This is a genomic window from Vibrio owensii (assembly GCF_002021755.1).
In the GTDB taxonomy this organism is placed as follows: Bacteria; Pseudomonadota; Gammaproteobacteria; order Enterobacterales; family Vibrionaceae; genus Vibrio; species Vibrio owensii.
In genome coordinates this window covers 720,961-739,682 of sequence record NZ_CP019960.1, presented here as the reverse complement: position 1 = coordinate 739,682, position 18,722 = coordinate 720,961, and the positions used below count along the sequence as shown (strand labels likewise).

Sequence of the window (18,722 nt, the reverse complement as noted above, 5' to 3'; positions counted from 1 at the left end):
TCCAGCTTAAGATAACGTCTGATAGTAGACACAAAAATGCCCCTGCATTGCAGAGGCATGGATTAAATCGCTAGAGCTCAGTACATATAACGAAACGATTAGGCGCTAAATCGGCTGAGCGTATTCTTCTGGTTTTCTGCCATTTCTGCTAACTCTTCGGCTGCAACATTAGACTGGACAGATCCCGCTAAATTTAGGCTGACAATGTCATTCAGTTGCCCCAAACTTTGTGCAATTTCTTGGGTTACATCCGCTTGTTCAGATGAGGCGGTATTGACCAGCGCATTAAGTGTGGAAATGTTCTCCACCGCCTCTGAAATTTGACCAAAGGCAGAACGTACTTCTTCCGTTATTGTGCGATTGTGATCGATCAGTTCAACGTTTTGTTCCATCAGTTGGCTGACTTCAACTGACTGGCTTTGAAGGTATTCAACCGCCTCATAGATTTCTGACGTCGACTCTTGAGTACGTACCGCTAAGCTACGAACTTCATCAGCAACTACGGCGAACCCTCGACCTTGATCTCCGGCTCTCGCGGCTTCAATCGCGGCATTGAGCGCCAGTAAATTCGTTTGACCGGAAATATTATCGATCACTTCAATCACATTGCTGATGCTCTGCGAGTATTCATTAAGCTTCTCAACTTTTACTGAAGCTTCTTGAATTGCGAGAGACATATCTTCACCCACTGATTGCGAACGATTTACGTGCTCTTGCCCTAGAGTAATGTTCGACATCGCAAGGCGAGAGGCTTCTTCTGCCATTTGAGCATTACTATTCACTTCTTGCGAGGTGTTTGATAACTCGGTAACCGCAACGCTGATCTGATCAAACTGTGCCTTTTCTTGTTCCATGTTCTTCTTAGAGTGCTGCATCACTGAAGAAAGCTCAGAAGCAGACGCAGCAACACGCTCGCCGTTGTCATTCAGTTCACGAACAACACTACCCACAGACTCGCTCACTTGATTAATTGAACTAGCTAAACTGCCGATCTCATTCTTTCCTTTCACATTGGTTCGAACACGAAAATCGCCACCAGCCATAAGGTTCAACTTGGTATCCACTTCTTTGATTGGCAAAGAGAGGTAACCAGAGGCAATAAACACCAGACCAAGTGATAGTACAGCTGCGATTGCCATAAGAATCGCACCAATAATTTCATCGCGGTACACGTCCGATTCCACATCCGCAAACTCTTCATCAATGCTGAAGTTGACCTGCTCGATGAAGTCATTCAGCGAATCGATCAGCTCAAACGCTAAATCATCAGCTTGATTGAAATATTCGTCATAGGCTTCTTCAGACAAAGCGCCATTTTGAAAACGGTACGTGATCTGGCCGAGTTTTGAAACGTGATTATAGTAGCGCTCAAAGTTGTCGAGGCGGTCTTGCGTTTCTCGGCTTTTGTCCTCGCTGTATTTATCTTTGATGCTTCTTGCCCAGTCGTTCAAACCTCGATTGAATTGATCGTAAAACTCCTCTCGTTGCGCTGCTTTCGAGAACAACAAACGAATGTTGTACGCCGTGATCAGTTCATTCTTATAGACGGAGTTTATGGTAGAAAAAGATGAGTCTCTGGCTTCGACTAACCGCTCAGCGGCAACATCTAAACGATAGATACTTATCGAATAAATCAAGACGAAGAAAATAGACACCACGGCAGAGAGCGACACAAGTTGCGCTCGTATAGACAGATTATTAATTATTGTTTTCACAGGGTTTTCCCCAATTTAGTTCATTATGTTGTGTGTTGTCCTTTACAGAACATCGCAATCATATAAACGGGGAATGGAAGGAACTTAGCATCAAGAAATATGACACTTTTAATATGCTTCAATCATAAAAAATGCCCCTACTCGAGAGTCATTAAGTAGGGGCATTTATAAAATCAAATTGTTTCTAAATGTGTTTATGCGGCTTCGAACGCCAATGCTTTCTTCTCTACTTGACGGAAAATGAGAGTCAGCACACCATTTACCGTTAAATATAATGCGCCCGCAATACCAAATACCGTCAACGTATCGTAAGTTTGTGCATTAATGCGCTGCGCGTAACCCATCAGATCCATGATCGTAATCGTGCTTGCTAGTGACGTGCCTTTGAAGACCAGAATCACTTCGTTCGAGTAAGCCGGAACCGCACGACGAATAGCGTATGGCAGCAGCACTTTCAGCGTTGCGGTTTTGTTCATGCCTAATGCACGACACGCTTGCCATTGACCGGAAGGAATCGCGTTAAACGCCCCTTTGAACAACTGAGTACTGTACGCCGCGGTATTCAACGCTAACGCCAACATCGCACAGAACCAAGGTTGGCTTAACCATGTCCAGAATACACTTTCTCTTACTGCGTCAAACTGACCCGGACCGTAGTACACCAAGAAGATCTGTACCAACAAAGGCGTACCTGTGAACAAGGTGATGATGCCACGACTTACCCAATGCAAACCCGGAGTACGTAGGATCAGAGTCAGCGTCATCATCAGAGCTAAAAGACAGCCCACAACCAAGGAAGCGGCGGTCAATTGAAGGCTAGTGCCTAAGCCATCCAGCATTTGCCAAACGTGTTGTTCGTTCATGCGGTTGCCTCCTGTCCCATGCTCATGCCTTGAATTGAGAACTTCTTATCAATCAGTTTGACGGCACGTTGCGTAATCAAAGTAATGCCTAAGTAAATCGCCGCAGCAGTTGCGTACCATGTAAACGCTTCATGCGTCGCTGCAGATGTTAGCTGCGCTTGCTTCAATAAATCCGTTACGCCAATCAGTGATACAAGCGCGGTATCTTTCAGCAAAACCAGCCATTGGTTAGTTAAACCTGGTAGTGCGTGTCTTACTGCTTGTGGCAATACAATGCGAACAAAAGCGTGTGCTTGACTGATGCCGAGCGCACTTGCTGCTTCTCTCTGCCCTCTTCCAACGGCTTTTAATGCGCCACGTAGAGTTTGAGAAGCGTAGGAAGCGAAGATCAATGACAACGCCACCACGCCAGACAAGAACGGGCTAACTTCAATAAAGTCGCCGGTGATTAAAAACAGAACCTGCGTCGAACCAAAATAGATGAACAACACGACAAGGATTTCTGGCAAGCCACGTACAATCGTCACAAACGCCGTCATTGGCCATTTAACGAAAACGCGGCGAGACATTTCACCACTGGCGAATACCACTGCCAGAATCAAACCGACTAAAAGGCTTGTGAATGCTAGCTGGACAGTCATCCAACTAGCTTGAACAAGCGATAAAGAGTAACCCGTTAGTGCCATATTACTTACCGAAGTACTTGTTGTAGATTACGTCGTATTCGCCGTTCGCTTTCACTGTTTTCAGTGCCGTGTTCAGCTTGTTCACTAGCTCGTCGTTACCTTTGTTTACTGCGATACCGAAACCGTTACCGAAGTATTTAGGGTTAGTGACGTGCTCGCCCACGTACGCTAGGTTGTCTTCTTTCTTGAACCATTCAGCTACGACTGCTGTGTCACCGAATACAGAATCAATACGGCCATTCTTCATATCGATGAATGCGTCTTGGTAGCTTGAGTAAGGAACCGCTGTTACGCCCGGCATTTGCTCAATCAGGTAGCTTTGGTGTGTTGAACCGTTTTGAACACCAACACGCTTACCTTCTAGTGCTTTTTGATCGGCCACTTTTTCTTTGATAGAAACAAACGCTGCTGAGTTGTCGTAGTAAGGGTCAGAAAAGTTCACTTGCTCCAAACGCGCATCCGTAATATCCATTGCAGAGATAGCCGCATCGTAACGCTTGAATTTTAATGCAGGGATCAGGCTGTCAAAAGATTGGTTGTGGAAGGTACATTTTGCTTCCATTTCTTTACATAGTGCGTTCGCCAGATCCACATCAAAACCTTGAATTTGGTTGTTTTCATCCATGTATTCGAACGGTGCGTAAGTCGCTTCCATCGCGAATTTGATCTCTTCTTGTGCTGCTGCGTTCGCTGAGACAAGACCGATTAGTGAAGCTAGTAAAATCTTTTTCATTGCAATACTCCGTGTGTACTTAGTGGGCTGACACTCGCAATGACAGCCGAGCTTATCTGTTAAATAGACTGAACTTTAAAAACGTAATTTAGTGATTTAGGTAATCGGCAAACTGAGTGGTTTGCGGATTAACAAATGCGTCGTGCGTGCCGTGTTCTACGATGTGTCCTTGTTCTAGGTATAGAACATGGCTAGCGATTTTCTTGGCGAAATCCACCTCGTGGGTCACAACTACTTGTGTAATTCCGGTTTCGCTTAAATCATTAATGATTTTGACCACTTGGTTCGTGATTTCAGGGTCAAGCGCCGCGGTAGGCTCATCAAAAAGCAAGACTTCTGGCTTCATCATCAGCGCGCGGGCAATCGCTACACGTTGTTGCTGACCGCCAGAAAGTTGCATCGGCCATGCATCCGCTTTGTCTGCCAAATGCAGCGTCGCGAGAATTTGCATTGCCTGCTTCTTCGCTTCTTCTTTATCCATGCCAGAGACTTTTACCGGAGCCTCAATCAGGTTTTCCATCACTGTCATGTGTGGCCATAGGTTGTACTGTTGGAACACCATGCCCACTTTACGACGAAGTGCTAAACCTTGCTTCTCTTTGATTTCAGTTGAAAAGTCGAATGCGTCATTAGCGATGTTTAACTGGCCGTTATCCGCCCCTTCAAGAAGGTTAAGAACACGTAGTAGAGAGCTCTTCCCTGCACCACTTGGACCGAGTAACACCAACGTTTCACCGCTTTCACAATTAAAACTGACATCGTGTAGAACTTGGGTATCGCCGTAAGACTTATTGATACTTTTAACTTGAATACTCATGCTGCCATACTGCATTAATTGTCATCTGGAGCTTATACTAGCAAGAAAGATATTTTATGCAATAAAAATGTATAAAAATTTAGATTGTTAATTTTTTGTATAAGAAACGACCAGCTCAGCAGAGTATATGACTGGTGCAATGAGTGTGGTTTTAACGGTATTTGTTGATCAAAAAAGCCCATAATTTCGATAGCTTAGAATTCCATTGGACACTTAAGGCAATGCTCTGCAGCGCCATTCATTGAGAGCATCAGTCCGAAAGACAGTAACTGGTTGTATAAGCACTTTCCCCTCTCATTCTGAGAAAAATCTCGCGTAGCTTTTCTTCACTTCTTCAAGACTCAAAATTGAGACAAACAGGACTCATTTTGTAAAAAGCTGATTTGCTTAGCGTATTCGTCTTATAAAGAATTTATCAAAAGAGAGATGTTCTAGTACTTTCTTGAATTGGTCTTACCGATCGCTAATACTTCCTCGTAATTTGACTCGCAATTTGAGTAATCGAAGTTTTTTGATTGGGACAACTCAATAATGAAGCCATATCGTTTTGCGCTGCTTGCGCTTGGTTCTTTGAACCTATTTTCGCCTACTACTTGGGCTGGTACTGCTGTCGTTTTACCGGGATTGCATGAGCAAGGTGTCGATTTACAAGACGCCCCGCTCTCTGCTGATGATGTGATCGATTGGGAAATTAACAATGCCGATATTGTGTTTGGTGCTTACCCAAACAAGGCTGACAACGAGCGTGTCCAAGCCATCGGTTATATGTACAACCAAAAGCTTGAGCTCAATGCGGGTTGGGTAGAAAACGATATTCGCAACGAGGCAGAACTGAATGGGATTGATTACGAGGATTACTTTCTCCATTTTGCCGAAGACACCATCATCGCAGAGGTAGACTCTAGCCATGGTGAAAATACCTTACTCAATCGAAAACCGATGATCGTTGGTTATACCGCCAGCGCTGACCACGCCGGTTTTTGGCTATATAAACAACCACCATGGGATGCTGACGTATTCGGTCAGGCGAATAATGGTGGCGCGCTCTATGTTTATCACTCAGAGAAGTTCGACCGCTTAACCTTTAAGTTCTCTCAATTTGCTCAAGGCGGCAACTTCACGGTTGAATACCCTTCTGCCATCGACTCTTTTGGTCAGGTAACAGAATGGAAAAGCTTCGCGATTAAAAAAGACAAAACCGAGAACATGACTAAAAACCAGACGGTAAACTGGTCTGTTCCTTCGGATTGGGTTCGCGCTACAACACACGATGGCAGCGGACAAACCTATGGTGGTGGTCAGTACTTTGGCTCCACCTTTTTACGCGATGGCGGCCGTCTTTACGTTGCGAAAATTACTTGGCATGACGAAAACATCGAGAATCGCCCTCGTCTAAAAGAAGTAAAGCTCAAAAACAGCTTCCAAACCGTCAAGTTGACCGACGCACCAACTGCAACACCTGAAGGTCAAACCATTCAACGCTGGCGTAAGATTCGTGGCTTCGACAAGTCTGCGGACCTAAACCAAGACAATTATCTTTCTTGGAATGAATACAAAAACCGTTCGAATAAGAATGCGACAGCACGATTTCGTTGGGAGTCACGTGTTATTCCATTTGGTCGTATGTGGAACCAAACCTCTTCTTGGGCGTTAACCAATCTCGGCAACCCCGACTTTGCCAACGCTATGCACCACTATTACCAAGCTGAATGGCCGAAGCAAGGTTTAAACGGTGCGTACAACGACGATACGAATAAGTTACTCGGAGCAAATCAGTTCTACGTTTATTCCGGTGGTACAGTGGGTGAACTTGGTTTGGTGGCGGGTAGCCAAGCTGCTGACGATGCTTACAAAGCGCAATTCTCGGCGTTTTTAAACAAACTGGCGACGCTGGGTGCGGATGCGTTAATTGGCCTCAACATCGGCACGGCGAACTTATTCGGTCGCAATGGACAGAACCACTTAGTTGAAGCTGGTTCTCTGTACTTACGCGAGCATTACCTTTTCTCTTCTACTGGATTTAGTGGCTATGCTGGCTTAGCTAAGTTTTGGGATAACTCTGCACTCGCCAAAGCGGGCCAGAAAGTGATTTATCAAGCGACCACGCGTTATGGCCGAGTTCAATACTTTGGCAACACTGAAGATAACTGGAAGCAAGACCAATACTCTGCACTGGCAGCGTTCTACTTGAATCATCACCCTGATCGCAGCTACTTTAATCAGTGGAACAATGGTTACCTTTATGGAAGTAATAACACTACAGGTGATAACTTCTGGAAGGCAGGCATACCAAAGAATATTGCCTATCAACCAAGTACCTTACTTGCTGTTGATTTGGGAGAGCCTGCCAATCAGCTCCCCGAGGACGCAGAGCCCATCCCACTAATGATGTCCACCAGCACGCCTTATCCAGCGGATTACACGGTTATTGGTGATTCGTCGATGAACGAAGTGGTACATGCAGATCTACCCGATGGCATTACTTACGTTTCTCCCACGTTCACCTACTTTGCGTATCGCTCTGAGAACAATGTGGTGGCTCAAGGCCCTGCAGAGATGGTGTTAGCACGCGAGTTTAGCAAAGGCAGAGTGTTGTACCGCACCGACTTTTTCGGCAAAAACGTGGACTATTTCACTGCGCCTAAAATCACCATCACGCTAGACGAGCCGATGAGACCCGTAGACAAGGACGGCAACATCGGAGACTACGTTTCGCAAATCGAAATCGGTGGTTACGAAGGTCTATTCTTGTTGTACTGATGAGGCTTACCAAACATAGCGCTTGCTTCCACTCTCTCCCAATCCAAATTGCTGATTTCAGCGTAAACGGGAGAGCGTGGGTTTAACGTTTTGATCTTCCGATTCTCTTCGTTTTCAACTTCACAGATAACGCCCTATTCTCTGAATCTTCATAAACCTTGTGTATATACTGAATCAAATGACAATGATAAGGGAATTCAGTCACATGAAGACAACACCGTCCGTTCTTTCCGTTTTACTGCTATCCGCTTTTTCTGCTCAATCTTATGCTAGTGAATGTGGTGAAATCACTATAGCGGATATGAACTGGAACTCGGCGAGTTTGATGGCACACATCGACCAGTTCATTCTTAATGAAGGCTACCAATGCGATGCAGAACTCATCCCGGGTGATAGCGTACCGACTGGCACCTCGATGATTGAGAAAGGCCAACCTGATGTTGCTCCTGAGCTATGGACCAACGGAATTAAAGAAGCGTTAGACAAAGGCATTGCGGATAAGCGCTTGCGTATCGCTGGAGAATCTTTGGTCAATGGCGGCGAGGAAGGCTTTTGGGTTCCTTCTTATCTGGTGAAGCAGTATCCGGAATTAGCAACCATTGAAGGTGTGATTAAACACGCCAAGTTGTTTGAACACCCAGAAGATGATGAGAAATTCGCCTTTTACAGCTGCCCTGCCGGTTGGACGTGCCAAATCACCTCTGGTCACCTGTTTGATGCCATGGAACTCGAGAAACACGGCTTCGATATGATTGACCCGGGTTCGGGCGCTGCGCTGGCTGGTACTATCGCGAAAGCTTATGAACGTGAGAAACCTTGGTTCGGGTATTACTGGTCACCGACGCCGGTATTGGGCAAGTATGACATGGTGAAAGTCGACTTCGGCAGCGGCACAGATGTGGAAGAATACCGCAACTGTACAACGCAACCTGAATGTGAATCTCCAAAAGTGACTATGTACCCACCTTCACCGGTTCATACCGTTACAACCGAAGCCTTTGCCAATAAAGAGCCACAAGCTTACGCCTACTTGCAAAAACGTGGGTTCACCAATCAGCAGATGAGCCAGCTACTTGCATGGATGGAAGATAACCAAGCGGACGCAGAAGAAGCGATGTACTACTTCTTCGAAACCTATCCTGAACTATGGAAAACATGGGTATCGGCAGACGTGGCTGCGAAAGTAGAAAAAGCCATTTAACGCTTTACTCACTCCCCCTGTTAGCGGCTCAAGAATAATGCTGTGATGACAGGGGGAGACTTAGCCTTTCTTTTAGTACTCGCCGCATTGCCCGATGCTCTGCACAGTCCGCGTGTCGTTTGTGATAAGCGATCTGAAACGTAAATTGGCCACTTGGAAACGGACTTTGAAAGTAGCGAATGTTGAGTGCGCTTCCCCACCTTTTCGCCACCGACAAAGGCACACCCCCTAAACAATCTCGCTGAGCTACGTTAGTCAGCACACCAAGATAAGATGATGTCACCACTTCGATTTGATTCGCTTTAATCGTCACGTTTAATGCCGCTTCATACTCACTTTCCACACTCCAAGTGGATGAGAGAACACAATGCTTTTCGTTGTGAAACGCATCGATATCAAGCCTTTTACCAAGCCTTGGGTGATCCGCTCGACCAATAATTACAAATGGTTCTTGATGAAGATCTTCCACAATGATTGAAGTGGGTTTATTGCCAATGCAGCCAATAATGATGTCGGCTTTTCGGTGGTATAGGAAATCACACAGCTCACCAGCATCTTGTGTGGATTCATGAAAGATCAAATTGTCGATAGGGCTTAGCCCCAATAAAGGCAAGTCACAGCAATAGGCTTTAAATGATTGCGGTTTCGTCATCGCATTATCAATGATACTCAGCGCTTTTCTCAGTTGTGGTAGTAGCTCTCGTGCCGTATGCGTCAGCTCAATACTTCTCCCGCTTTTTACAAATAGCTTTTTATTGGAGGCCTGTTCCAATCGCCGAATCGATGCACTGACGGCAGGTTGTGTGACACCTAGTTGCTCAGCCGCTTTAGTGTAAGATTGGCTCTCTGTTACGACGAGAAAGGTGTTGATTAGGTTCAAATCAATGGGCTTTGACATGAGCATTTGCTTCGCGTGTATTGAATTAAACGAAAGCGAGCCACTGCCAAAAACAGTGACTCATTATTCGTTGGTTATTGCTAATTGGTTACCGGCTATTGGCAGCAAGAGACAGGACTACTGCTTACCTGCCCCTTTCACCAAGCGAGAATGCTTCAAGTAGTCGTTCACCACATAGTTTTGAATCGCTTGCTTAGATGTCGGCAAGTACATTCTTAATAACCCACTCCAGCCTTCTCTGACGGTTAGGTTGTTGGCTTGTCCTTCACAGTTAAAGCGGAATGTGTAAGTACCGTCCTCATTTGGCGTCATACGCTTGTTCGAAATCGCAAAATCATCATCTGCAATCCAGCCATCTTTGTCGTATACCGTCATGCTGAAAAACGCGTGACGATCGTACTGAAGCGGTGGCGGGTTAATGGTCAAAGAACTGCATTGCGTTTCCCCTTTGTTTCCCGGAATTTGTGGCAAGTACACAGCCGCATCAGAGGGTAAACCCGCCCATCCAGCCGAAGACGCAATCACAAAAGACTTCGGATCAACTTGACCTTTGTCGCCAAAAATATCGAATGGTTTAGGGATAAACGGTCGTAACTTTTGCACCGTCGCTCGCGCAGCTAATACTTCTTTTTCATCAAACTCTTTTGAGACGTAAGGGTGGCGAGTTTCAGCAGACAACTTAATGGCATTTTGATAATCATGTGCTTTCTTCAAAGCCTTAGGATCGTGGTTATCTGCCGCCGCTACTCGCGTATTTAGGAATACATGAGTACCAGAGCTCAGCATATCTGGTGTCAAACGCAGTGTCTGACCCGGATAGACTTCTGCAATCGTAAAGTGGTTCTCGTCGATTACCTGAACAATCGCATATTCATCGTACTCAGGCATGGTAATGGTTGCCGATTTGGTGACATCCAGTATTGCATGGCTGTACATCGTGTCTTCGTTTTCACGAATAACGAACTGATGCTCTTTGCTCGATGGGATACGATTGTGCCTATAGGTATTAACTGGCACTTCTTTTTGCAAACGCGTCATATACCAATCTGTTTCTTTCGTTGGTTGATCGGCAAAATCAGTGAAAACATTGTCCAAAGTTGCTTCTTTCGCTTGTAACCCAGTCGCAAACATCAAAGTAAGGGTCGATAACGCAAGTATCGTTTTGTTCATAATGGTGACTCCTAAATCTGAGGGTGTGATGGGTTATTGAGAAACCACTTTCGGTTCTGGTAACTGGTAGGATTCCGTTTGAGTAAGATCCGGCTTGTAGATTCGCATCATGACATCCCACCCTTTCGCCACTGGCATGGCATTCTTAGCGCCTTTAGGACAGTGACCGTAGTTCACCGTGAATGAGCCATCTTGGTTGTACTCGATGTTGTTTTTGTTCAATACCGCTTTATCGAAGGCGATATAACCTTGGTGGTTGTACAAGGTCAGAGAGTAGAAGCCATTCCCTTTTACTTTTGGTGCTTGATAAGTCGCTTGAGAGCAGTTGTCTGGATTAGCGACCTCGCCAGAACTGTAGTAAGAAAAGTATTGCGCTTCGGCATCAGGCAACATTCCCCAACCAATGGCGGTGCCGTACATATGCATGCGAGGATCCACCTCACCATGAGCGCCTTGCATGTTCTTTTGATTGCCCTGTTTGGCACCTTCTTTTGTCAACGCATCACGGACAGAGACAAGTTGGGTCATATCGTAGTTCGGCATGATGTGCTCTTGATGCGAGCCTGTGGTCACTTTGAGTTTATTCTGTATGGCTTTTACTCGAAGCAAATCAGCAGGGTCATTTGGGTCTATCTGCACACGAGCAACAATCATCGCAAAGTCAGTTTGACTCTCAATGTTATGCGTTCCCGGCGTCGAGAAAACTTGGTCGATGTAGTGATCGTTTTGCACCACCATCACCGAGATGTAACGCTCGCCTGTGTCTGGAATGGTAATACTCCCTCCCTTCGACAAATCAGCCACATAACCCGAGTAAATGGTATCGCGATTCATACGCACAACCGTTTGGTTATCCAAAGGCGTCAGACCAGGGAAGTGAAACCACTTGTTAGAACCAACCAGTTTAGTGATGTTTTTGAACGCGAGATCAGATTCCGCAAACTCGTAGTTTTTCTCAGTAACAGGGACAAGTGTTTCAGCCAATACATGGCTTGCACCCGTTAAGGCAAGCGTGGAGAGTGAAAGCGTTAATAGTTTCTTTTTCATGGAGAGCGTACTCATGTTAAGTGCTTTAGGTAGGAGTATTAAGGTTCCAATGTTTATCTGTTGACCAACCTTAACCTAAGCAATAACATTCCATAAGGGACTTATTTTCACCCTACCAATTCCAAAAGAGAATCGAGATGCTCAACGAAAAATTGTTTATTCATAAAGACTTAAACTTATTGCTGTTGTTGGTTACGCTCCACGAAGAGCAAAGTACAGCAAGAACCGCAGAGCGTTTGTTCGTCACCCAGTCGGCCGTGAGTAAAGGATTGAAGAAGCTTCGTGAGCAGCTCAATGACCCACTGTTTGTTCGTACGAGAGAAGGCTTTATACCAACAGAGAAATGCGATGAATTGGTCTCACGAGTCACCCCATTGCTGCTTGAGCTAGAGAGCATTTATGCTGATTCCAACCAAGTATCAACACAAGCATATTCGGGTGAAATCAGCATCGCGATAAGCTCAGCAATGTACTATGCCCTAGCCGATGATGTTTATTTGCAACTTAAACAGGATTTTCCCAATGCCACGGTTCGATTGGTCAATTGGTCGGAATCCACAGAACAACAAATACTCAACACCAAAATTCAGGTTGGCATCAATTATTATCCGATAGATGTTTCTAAGGACTTAGTTCACCAGTCTGTTTTGCCTGTCGACTTTCGTTTGATCGCTCGAAAATCTCACCCTCTTTGCGATAAGTCTGTCACTCTGGAGGAAATCTCCCAGTATCCACTCGTGGTATCCATCATTCCTAACTTCACGGCCAAGAACAGTAAAATTGAGCACACGCTTCGTAAGTTCAAACTTAGCTCGAACATTATTCTGCGCAGCGACAACGCCAACCTCTGCCTGACAACGCTGAAGCATTCCGATGCCTTAATGCCCGTCAATCATTTGTTTGCCCAAAAAGCATCGACAGAACACACGACGATCAACACCAAATTCGATATGAACAGCTATCTTCCATCCATGAAGATTGGTCTTTTTTACTCCAATCAATTTACTGCCAGTCAGTTGGGGAAATTGATTCAAGCTTCGTTAGTAAATGCACTAAACGCGGCACAATCGAATAAACACCAAGTCAATTCCTGAACAGTCAGCGCTTTCCCTGTGCGCCATTATCAAATCATTTTTGACAGTGACTCAAAGACAGCGCTGTTTATCCTTCTTCACCGCAAGCCTACTATTTCCGTCACAAAGCAGTGCATGACTCCCCTTCGCACTGCTCCATAATAAGGATTTCAGTATGACTGGTACTCACGCGTCAAAAACGATAAAACTTGGTGTCACTAACCTCTCTTTCCACCGCGTTACCGCTTCGCTTGTTAGCCACGTGCTCAATGATATGGGCTTTGAGGTTGAGCGCGTTTATTCACCCCATGAAGAGAACTTTTCAAAACTCAAATCCGGTGAAATCGATATGCTTTCTTCGGCTTGGTTACCATCAAGCCACGGCATTTACAAAGCATCGGTAGAAGAAGTACAACCCTTGCTAGAGCTGGGCTTACACTACGAACCATACGCGCTTTGGGGTGTGCCCGATTACGTGCCTGAAGAACAGGTATCAGAAGTAAGCGACTTGACGAAACCAGAAGTCGTAGAGAGGATGAAATCGGATATTCAAGGCATCAACCCTGGAGCGGGTATTACGCGCTTTTCGATTATGATGATGGACGAATACTCGCTGACCGAAGCGGGTTACCGTTTCCACACCGGAACGGAAGAAGATTGCTTTACTGCATTTGAGAAGGCGGTAGAGGACAAACAGTGGGTTATCGTGCCACTTTGGAAACCTCAATTTCTTCACTATAAGTACGCAATTCGAGAAATCGCAGAACCAAAAGGTTTGCTGGGTATTGTCGATAAAGCCGTTTTGCTATTGCGCCAAGACAAATCAGATAAATTTACTCAAGATGAGCTGAATAGACTGGACGCGTTACGTTTCTCAAACGACACCATTGCGGAATTGGATTACAAAATCAGTCGTGAAGGACGAGAGTTAGACGCAGTGACACGTGAGTGGTTAGACAACCAACGCTAACAAGCTTTACGCGATTTATAGTGCTTTGCCTTGCTTCCATTGTCACATTGCTAAATTGCATGGCAAAGCACGTTAACTTAGTACATGGTGTTCCCGTTTGCAGACTCTTTCGGGATTTCTTGCAAGGCATTCCAATGCTCGACAATCTTGCCATTTAAATCAAAGCGGAAGAAATCCATTGTCACGTATTCCACGTCATCAGGCCACGTTTGGTGCGTATGCAGCGCCACTAAATTGCCCTCTGCGACTGCGCGAACAAACGTAATGTCTTTCTCTGGGTATTCTTCCTGCATTCTCTCGAAGTAAGCGATAAAAGGATCAGGGCCATTACCCACTAATGGGTTGTGCTGAATATACTCGTCCCCGACGTAAAGCTCGACCGCTTTTCTTGGGTTTCCTCGATATGCCATCTCATAGAAAGCAATGGCATTACGTTTGTTCTCTTCAATATCGATTTGCAAGGTGCTCATGGGTTTCTCCTATTCAACTCGCGATCGTCTACAAAGCGTAGTCGAGAATCGAAGCGCGGAGCATTTCCCTCATAACGAATACACAAAAATGCCGCACTGTGTCATGCGGCATTTAGAGTTTGATGAGAAGTGCTCTTTACGATCAGTTGGTCGTTTTTTCAAATCTCGCAACAAGGCTGGTTTGGTCGAAATTACGATAACCTCGCACCATAATGCTGAACGTTCCTGCCGGTTTATTTAGAACACATTGTTCATTGCTCCCATTTTGGAATGGACGACAATCAAAGTTGCTGACTGACACTTGATCGTTGTATTTCACAAAAAGATCCGCATCGCCACTTCTTGGCCCAGACAAGGAAATGGTCACCTTCCCCTCCTCTTGAGTTTCAAAACTAAAGAACTGTTCCTCTCCATAGCCTGCTCGTAAATTCTCAACGGTCTCACCATCTTGTAAGGGGGTTACACCAGTCGTGCTGTCCATGCTTGATTCAATCAAATAGGCGATAGCAAGCTTTGCAAAGTTACTGGCATGCGAGGCAGTCGGGTCTGAATTTTCCAACGTATCAAATTGGGTATGAATATTCGGGTTGTAGTCTTCAAACAAACTTTCGAATGGCATGGCCGCCGGATAACCAGCATTGTGCCAAGAGGCATGGTCAGAACAAGCATAGCCACAACGGTCAAACTGGTAGGTGATTTCAGGCGCGTACACATCAATCAACTCAGACAGAAATGCCGTCAAGTTACTGTCCGTATAATCGGTGATGAATGTAATATCATGCGCAGAACCGCTGTAATTGGTCATGTCTAATTGCAACACGGATAGCACGTTGGCTTTTTCGTCTTTCAGTATTTCAACGATGTCTTGCGAGCCTCTCAACCCAACTTCTTCTGCGGCATAGCCATAGAATTTGATGGTTCTGTCTGGCTGGATACCGCTGGCAATCATTAAGCGAAGTGACTCTGTCACCGTTGCAATACCCGAAGCATCGTCATCGGCGCCCGGAGAAATGGTTCCCTCTTCTGTCCATGCGCCAGCTGTAGAGTCTAGGTGCCCGCCCACGACAACAATTTCTTCGGGATATTTTGCCCCCAGCAACGTCACTTCGACGGATTTTTGTGGGTATCCACGATGGGAAATTTGTTCCGCAGAAGCATAAGAGACACCTTCAATCTCTTGGCTCCAACGCGCCAGCAACCAATCAGAGGCTTCAACACCCGTAGCGGTGGTATAGAAACGATTGGTAAATGACGTCATGCCTTCTATGGTCTTCACCAAGTTCGTCGGCTCTACTTGATTGATGAGAGCCTCAACCGTGTCATGATGGCTGATCATCGGTTTGTTAAACGTCTTCAATGTGGTTGGCATGGTTGCAGCTTTCAATGCACTGGCTTTGTCTGGGTGCACCATATACCCACCACAGCGATGCTTTTCATGATGCATGTGACTGGATAGCGTCGCTAGCTGATCTGGCGATATTTTCGCGACCACGGCGGGACGAGCACCAAAGAAATCAGAATAAACCGTTGCTCCGTGTTTGGTAATCAGATCCAACGCATCCGCATCGGTGGTGATCCAAACTTGTTCTTGCTCGGTCAATTCATTGGCTACAACACTGCTGCTCAACGTACTGCTCAACAATGCCAATGCTAAAAGACTCTTTTTCATGTTGGTATTTTCCTTTACTAACCTTACTGACGAAAAAAGGGCTCCGTCTGGAGCCCTTTGCTATTGCGTTGTTATTTGTTTGGTTTGATGAATCGGTAACGCTTGGTTTCAGAACATACGTTGCCCGAAGTACACACTTGGTATTCCACGTCGATAGTGCCGTTGTGCTCAAACTGGTCGACGTAAGACTTAAAGTCTGTTGCACCAACGTTCTTACCGTTACGTTTAACAATGAAGTAATCGTTGGTGTCGTACTTCCAAGACAGCTTCACGCGAGCCTTACCATTCGGGAACTTGTTACCGAAGTTGAGTTTCAGCGGGAACGCATCTGTTTGGCCTTCTTCAATCGTCACCGTTTGTGTGGTTGATGTCGCACTGCCTGCATCGTCTGTTACGGTTAACGTCACCGCATAATCACCCGCTGCGGCGTAAGTGTGCGTCACCATTTCGCCAGTTTGCGAACTGCCGTCACCTAGGTTCCATTGGTAAGAAACAATGCTGCCGTCGCTATCGCTACTGGTGCTGCGAAGTGTCACTGTTTTACCAGAAACAGACTGATCAAACTCCGCTACTGGAGGAAGGTTTGCACTGCTATCTTCGTACGTTGCCGTGAGTTCCGCACTGTCATACTCAGCGTAACCAAATACGTTCACCGTGTAGCGACCTTGCTCTGGGTTCTCAATCACACACACTTCGTCACTAACGGACAAGCTAGAACAAATATTTTCAGTTGAAGAAGGCGCGTAATCGAAGCCTACGTAAATATCTGGATCACCATTTGGCACGGTTAGATTGATTGTAAGCTGCGGTTGGCCTTCTGGGACTTCGATATCAAAATAGGTTTTCGACCCTGTAGCGCCATTTACTGTGACTGATTGGCCATTTTCAAGACGCTGATATTCAGGCTCTGGCGGCAGCGGTGGCTCTGCACATGGCTCAACACCGACAACAGCAAAAGCATCCACAACCGCAGAGGCGTCATACCCTAAGTCGTTTGCTGCGTTCTTCACACCACATGCACCTTGCCAAAAATCACTGTCTTGCGACCAGTAAATTTGGTTCGCGAGCACAAACAGTTCAAACGCCTTTTTGGTATCCCAACCGGATGTCGTTGCTAAGTGATAGAAAGCTTTGTTGAAAACACCCGAACTGTAATGCACATTCAAGCCATCATAGTAGTCTTGCGCATGGTTGATAGAAGAACCATCTCGCGAAGGATCATCCATATAGCGCAATGCCCCTTCCTCTTTGAAGATGTCTTTGCCAACCATCCAGTCATTCTCACCTTTCATGTAGAACTCTGCGGCTTCACCTGCAATATCAGAGAAAGCTTCGTTCATACCACCAGATTGGTTTGCGTACACTAGCCCCGAGTTTTGCTCAGTAAAGCCGTGGCTCACTTCGTGGGCTGAAACATCCAGACTAACCAATGGGTAGAAATAACTCTCACCGTCACCAAACGTCATCGCTTGGCCGTCCCAGAAGGCGTTTTCATAACCCGTGCCGTAGTGAACACGCATCATTAACTTGAAAGTAAGTGGCGCAGTATCGAACCAGTTTTTGTACATGTCGAATACGATATTGCCGAAGTAATGAGCATCGTTCAGTGGAGAGTAAGCGCCGTTAATTTCTTGAAATTCATTGCGAGGACACTCGTAGCTGTAAGGTGTAGAACCTTCAGTGGCACCATTTAGGTTAACCGTGATGACGTTCTCCGACTCCATCACACAATTATTGCCATCTTCTTGTACGTCGAGGTAATGATAGTCGGTGCCATACTCATACATGCCTGTTTTTTCGTTACCACCAGGCCCGGTACCGATTTGCGCATGAGCAATCCCTTCCCAACGATCGATAACTTCACCACTGTGCGCATCTAACATGGTAAATGGGCGAGAAGGTTGAAGGCTGTTTGCTAGCAGATAAGAAACCACGTAAACCAATCGTGTTTGTTTGCCATCTTGATAAATGAATAACTCATCTTCGACATTTCTTAGAAACTTACCTGCGATGCCTTTATTCTCAAGGTTCTTTGACGCAACCTTTAACGCTTCTGCTCGGTTCAACTTAGGTTTTACAAAACTTCGTTCTAAGTCGTTTACGCGCAAATAATTGCCTTGCACGGCCTTTAAAGCGCCGCCTTTAAAGCTTTGGGTTGCGTTCAGTGAATGTCCCCAAACAGGAATACCCCAGACATTTTGCTGAATCTTTACCTTATAAACACCGCGTTTTTTTAGGTGAATACTCTTAACCTGTTTAAAGCTCGATGCATTATTAACACCCAATTGTGAATTAAGCCCAGAGAAGTTGGTAAAGTTGACTGGCTTATTCAATGTCACTGATTCACCGGCATGAACTGACATCGTCATGACACCTGCAACAGCGATAGCTATCAGACGTTTCTTGATTTTCATTTATCTATCTCCTTGATGTGTTCGCGTCGAATCTATCAGAAAAAAACACACCGGAGTCGATAATTAAGATCAATAAAATAGTTGTGATACATCAATTAAATAAATTCATGAAACTGGTAAAAATGAAAATTACAATTTTATTTCAATGGCTTTTTTTAGGAAAGAAGATCTCATTTATAAAATCAAGAAATGCTATTTTTATCACTAGCTATTTTTGTTTAAAAATATTGTTTATT

Annotated in this window: 15 protein-coding genes; 4 read left to right on the top strand and 11 right to left on the bottom strand. The window is 45.4% G+C overall.

Translation table 11 applies throughout. The annotated features are described in order from the left end of the window. Positions 1-98: 98 nt before the first annotated feature. The 5 genes from A9237_RS19830 to artP form a co-directional block, all read right to left on the bottom strand. Positions 99-1,715, bottom strand: coding sequence for a methyl-accepting chemotaxis protein (locus tag A9237_RS19830; RefSeq protein ID WP_153303267.1), 1,617 nt, complete (start codon positions 1,713-1,715; stop codon positions 99-101). Between the two features lie 194 nt (positions 1,716-1,909). Then, positions 1,910-2,578 carry an arginine ABC transporter permease ArtM gene (gene artM / locus A9237_RS19825; RefSeq protein WP_078609260.1) on the bottom strand — a complete coding sequence of 223 codons (669 nt, stop codon included), beginning with the start codon at positions 2,576-2,578 and terminating at the stop codon, positions 1,910-1,912. Next, positions 2,575-3,264 carry an arginine ABC transporter permease ArtQ gene (artQ, locus tag A9237_RS19820; protein ID WP_005388570.1) on the bottom strand — a complete coding sequence of 230 codons (690 nt, stop codon included), beginning with the start codon at positions 3,262-3,264 and terminating at the stop codon, positions 2,575-2,577. The genes artM and artQ overlap by 4 nt, the downstream gene beginning before the upstream one ends. Before the next feature lies 1 nt (position 3,265). Continuing rightward, the gene (locus A9237_RS19815; protein WP_005443853.1) at positions 3,266-3,997 is read right to left on the bottom strand and encodes an arginine ABC transporter substrate-binding protein; all 732 of its coding nucleotides are present in this window, start codon (positions 3,995-3,997) and stop codon (positions 3,266-3,268) included. A gap of 88 nt (positions 3,998-4,085) precedes the next feature. Next, complete coding sequence (artP, locus tag A9237_RS19810) at positions 4,086-4,814, bottom strand: arginine ABC transporter ATP-binding protein ArtP (RefSeq protein ID WP_009704632.1); 729 nt, start codon at positions 4,812-4,814, stop codon at positions 4,086-4,088. A 531-nt stretch (positions 4,815-5,345) separates the two neighbouring features. On the opposite strand from artP, the gene A9237_RS19805 reads away from it, so the two are divergent. Then, positions 5,346-7,574 carry a hypothetical protein gene (locus A9237_RS19805; RefSeq protein ID WP_078609257.1) on the top strand — a complete coding sequence of 743 codons (2,229 nt, stop codon included), beginning with the start codon at positions 5,346-5,348 and terminating at the stop codon, positions 7,572-7,574. Positions 7,575-7,779: 205 nt separating this feature from the next. Beyond that, positions 7,780-8,775 (top strand): ABC transporter substrate-binding protein, encoded by a 996-nt coding sequence (locus A9237_RS19800; RefSeq protein WP_041053314.1) that lies wholly within the window; start codon positions 7,780-7,782, stop codon positions 8,773-8,775. Between the two features lie 28 nt (positions 8,776-8,803). Here the strand turns inward: A9237_RS19800 and A9237_RS19795 are convergent, their stop codons facing one another. The 3 genes from A9237_RS19795 to A9237_RS19785 all read right to left on the bottom strand — a co-directional run bounded on the left by A9237_RS19795 (position 8,804) and on the right by A9237_RS19785 (position 11,890). Continuing rightward, positions 8,804-9,673, bottom strand: a complete 870-nt coding sequence (locus A9237_RS19795; protein ID WP_167371693.1) for a LysR family transcriptional regulator — start codon at positions 9,671-9,673, stop codon at positions 8,804-8,806. Positions 9,674-9,790: 117 nt separating this feature from the next. Then, positions 9,791-10,843: a DUF1254 domain-containing protein gene (locus A9237_RS19790; RefSeq protein WP_078609253.1), complete on the bottom strand. Its 1,053-nt coding sequence runs from the start codon at positions 10,841-10,843 to the stop codon at positions 9,791-9,793. A 33-nt stretch (positions 10,844-10,876) separates the two neighbouring features. After that, positions 10,877-11,890, bottom strand: a complete 1,014-nt coding sequence (locus tag A9237_RS19785; protein ID WP_078609251.1) for a DUF1254 domain-containing protein — start codon at positions 11,888-11,890, stop codon at positions 10,877-10,879. 137 nt (positions 11,891-12,027) lie between these two features. Between A9237_RS19785 and A9237_RS19780 the strand changes: the two genes are divergently transcribed. Continuing rightward, on the top strand, positions 12,028-12,984 hold the full coding sequence (locus A9237_RS19780) for a LysR family transcriptional regulator (RefSeq protein WP_078609249.1): 957 nt from the start codon (positions 12,028-12,030) through the stop codon (positions 12,982-12,984). A 154-nt stretch (positions 12,985-13,138) separates the two neighbouring features. Beyond that, positions 13,139-13,933: a glycine betaine ABC transporter substrate-binding protein gene (locus A9237_RS19775; protein ID WP_078609247.1), complete on the top strand. Its 795-nt coding sequence runs from the start codon at positions 13,139-13,141 to the stop codon at positions 13,931-13,933. Between the two features lie 77 nt (positions 13,934-14,010). Here A9237_RS19775 and A9237_RS19770 read toward each other — a convergent pair whose 3' ends face one another. The 3 genes from A9237_RS19770 to A9237_RS19760 all read right to left on the bottom strand — a co-directional run bounded on the left by A9237_RS19770 (position 14,011) and on the right by A9237_RS19760 (position 18,486). Beyond that, entirely contained in the window at positions 14,011-14,403 is a 393-nt protein-coding gene (locus tag A9237_RS19770; protein ID WP_078609245.1) for a nuclear transport factor 2 family protein, read from the bottom strand. Positions 14,404-14,545: 142 nt separating this feature from the next. Continuing rightward, the gene (locus A9237_RS19765) at positions 14,546-16,072 is read right to left on the bottom strand and encodes a M28 family metallopeptidase (RefSeq protein WP_078609243.1); all 1,527 of its coding nucleotides are present in this window, start codon (positions 16,070-16,072) and stop codon (positions 14,546-14,548) included. Positions 16,073-16,143: 71 nt separating this feature from the next. Continuing rightward, complete coding sequence (locus tag A9237_RS19760) at positions 16,144-18,486, bottom strand: M4 family metallopeptidase (RefSeq protein ID WP_041053320.1); 2,343 nt, start codon at positions 18,484-18,486, stop codon at positions 16,144-16,146. Between the last annotated feature and the right edge of the window lie 236 nt (positions 18,487-18,722).

Coding starts and splice junctions, on each gene's coding strand:
- artM (WP_078609260.1), bottom strand. CDS start 2,578: ATGAACGAACAACACGTTTGGCAAATGCTGGATGGCTTAGGCACTAGC.
- artQ (WP_005388570.1), bottom strand. CDS start 3,264: ATGGCACTAACGGGTTACTCTTTATCGCTTGTTCAAGCTAGTTGGATG.
- A9237_RS19815 (WP_005443853.1), bottom strand. CDS start 3,997: ATGAAAAAGATTTTACTAGCTTCACTAATCGGTCTTGTCTCAGCGAAC.
- artP (WP_009704632.1), bottom strand. CDS start 4,814: ATGAGTATTCAAGTTAAAAGTATCAATAAGTCTTACGGCGATACCCAA.
- A9237_RS19805 (WP_078609257.1), top strand. CDS start 5,346: ATGAAGCCATATCGTTTTGCGCTGCTTGCGCTTGGTTCTTTGAACCTA.
- A9237_RS19800 (WP_041053314.1), top strand. CDS start 7,780: ATGAAGACAACACCGTCCGTTCTTTCCGTTTTACTGCTATCCGCTTTT.
- A9237_RS19795 (WP_167371693.1), bottom strand. CDS start 9,673: ATGTCAAAGCCCATTGATTTGAACCTAATCAACACCTTTCTCGTCGTA.
- A9237_RS19790 (WP_078609253.1), bottom strand. CDS start 10,843: ATGAACAAAACGATACTTGCGTTATCGACCCTTACTTTGATGTTTGCG.
- A9237_RS19785 (WP_078609251.1), bottom strand. CDS start 11,890: ATGAAAAAGAAACTATTAACGCTTTCACTCTCCACGCTTGCCTTAACG.
- A9237_RS19780 (WP_078609249.1), top strand. CDS start 12,028: ATGCTCAACGAAAAATTGTTTATTCATAAAGACTTAAACTTATTGCTG.
- A9237_RS19775 (WP_078609247.1), top strand. CDS start 13,139: ATGACTGGTACTCACGCGTCAAAAACGATAAAACTTGGTGTCACTAAC.
- A9237_RS19770 (WP_078609245.1), bottom strand. CDS start 14,403: ATGAGCACCTTGCAAATCGATATTGAAGAGAACAAACGTAATGCCATT.
- A9237_RS19765 (WP_078609243.1), bottom strand. CDS start 16,072: ATGAAAAAGAGTCTTTTAGCATTGGCATTGTTGAGCAGTACGTTGAGC.
- A9237_RS19760 (WP_041053320.1), bottom strand. CDS start 18,486: ATGAAAATCAAGAAACGTCTGATAGCTATCGCTGTTGCAGGTGTCATG.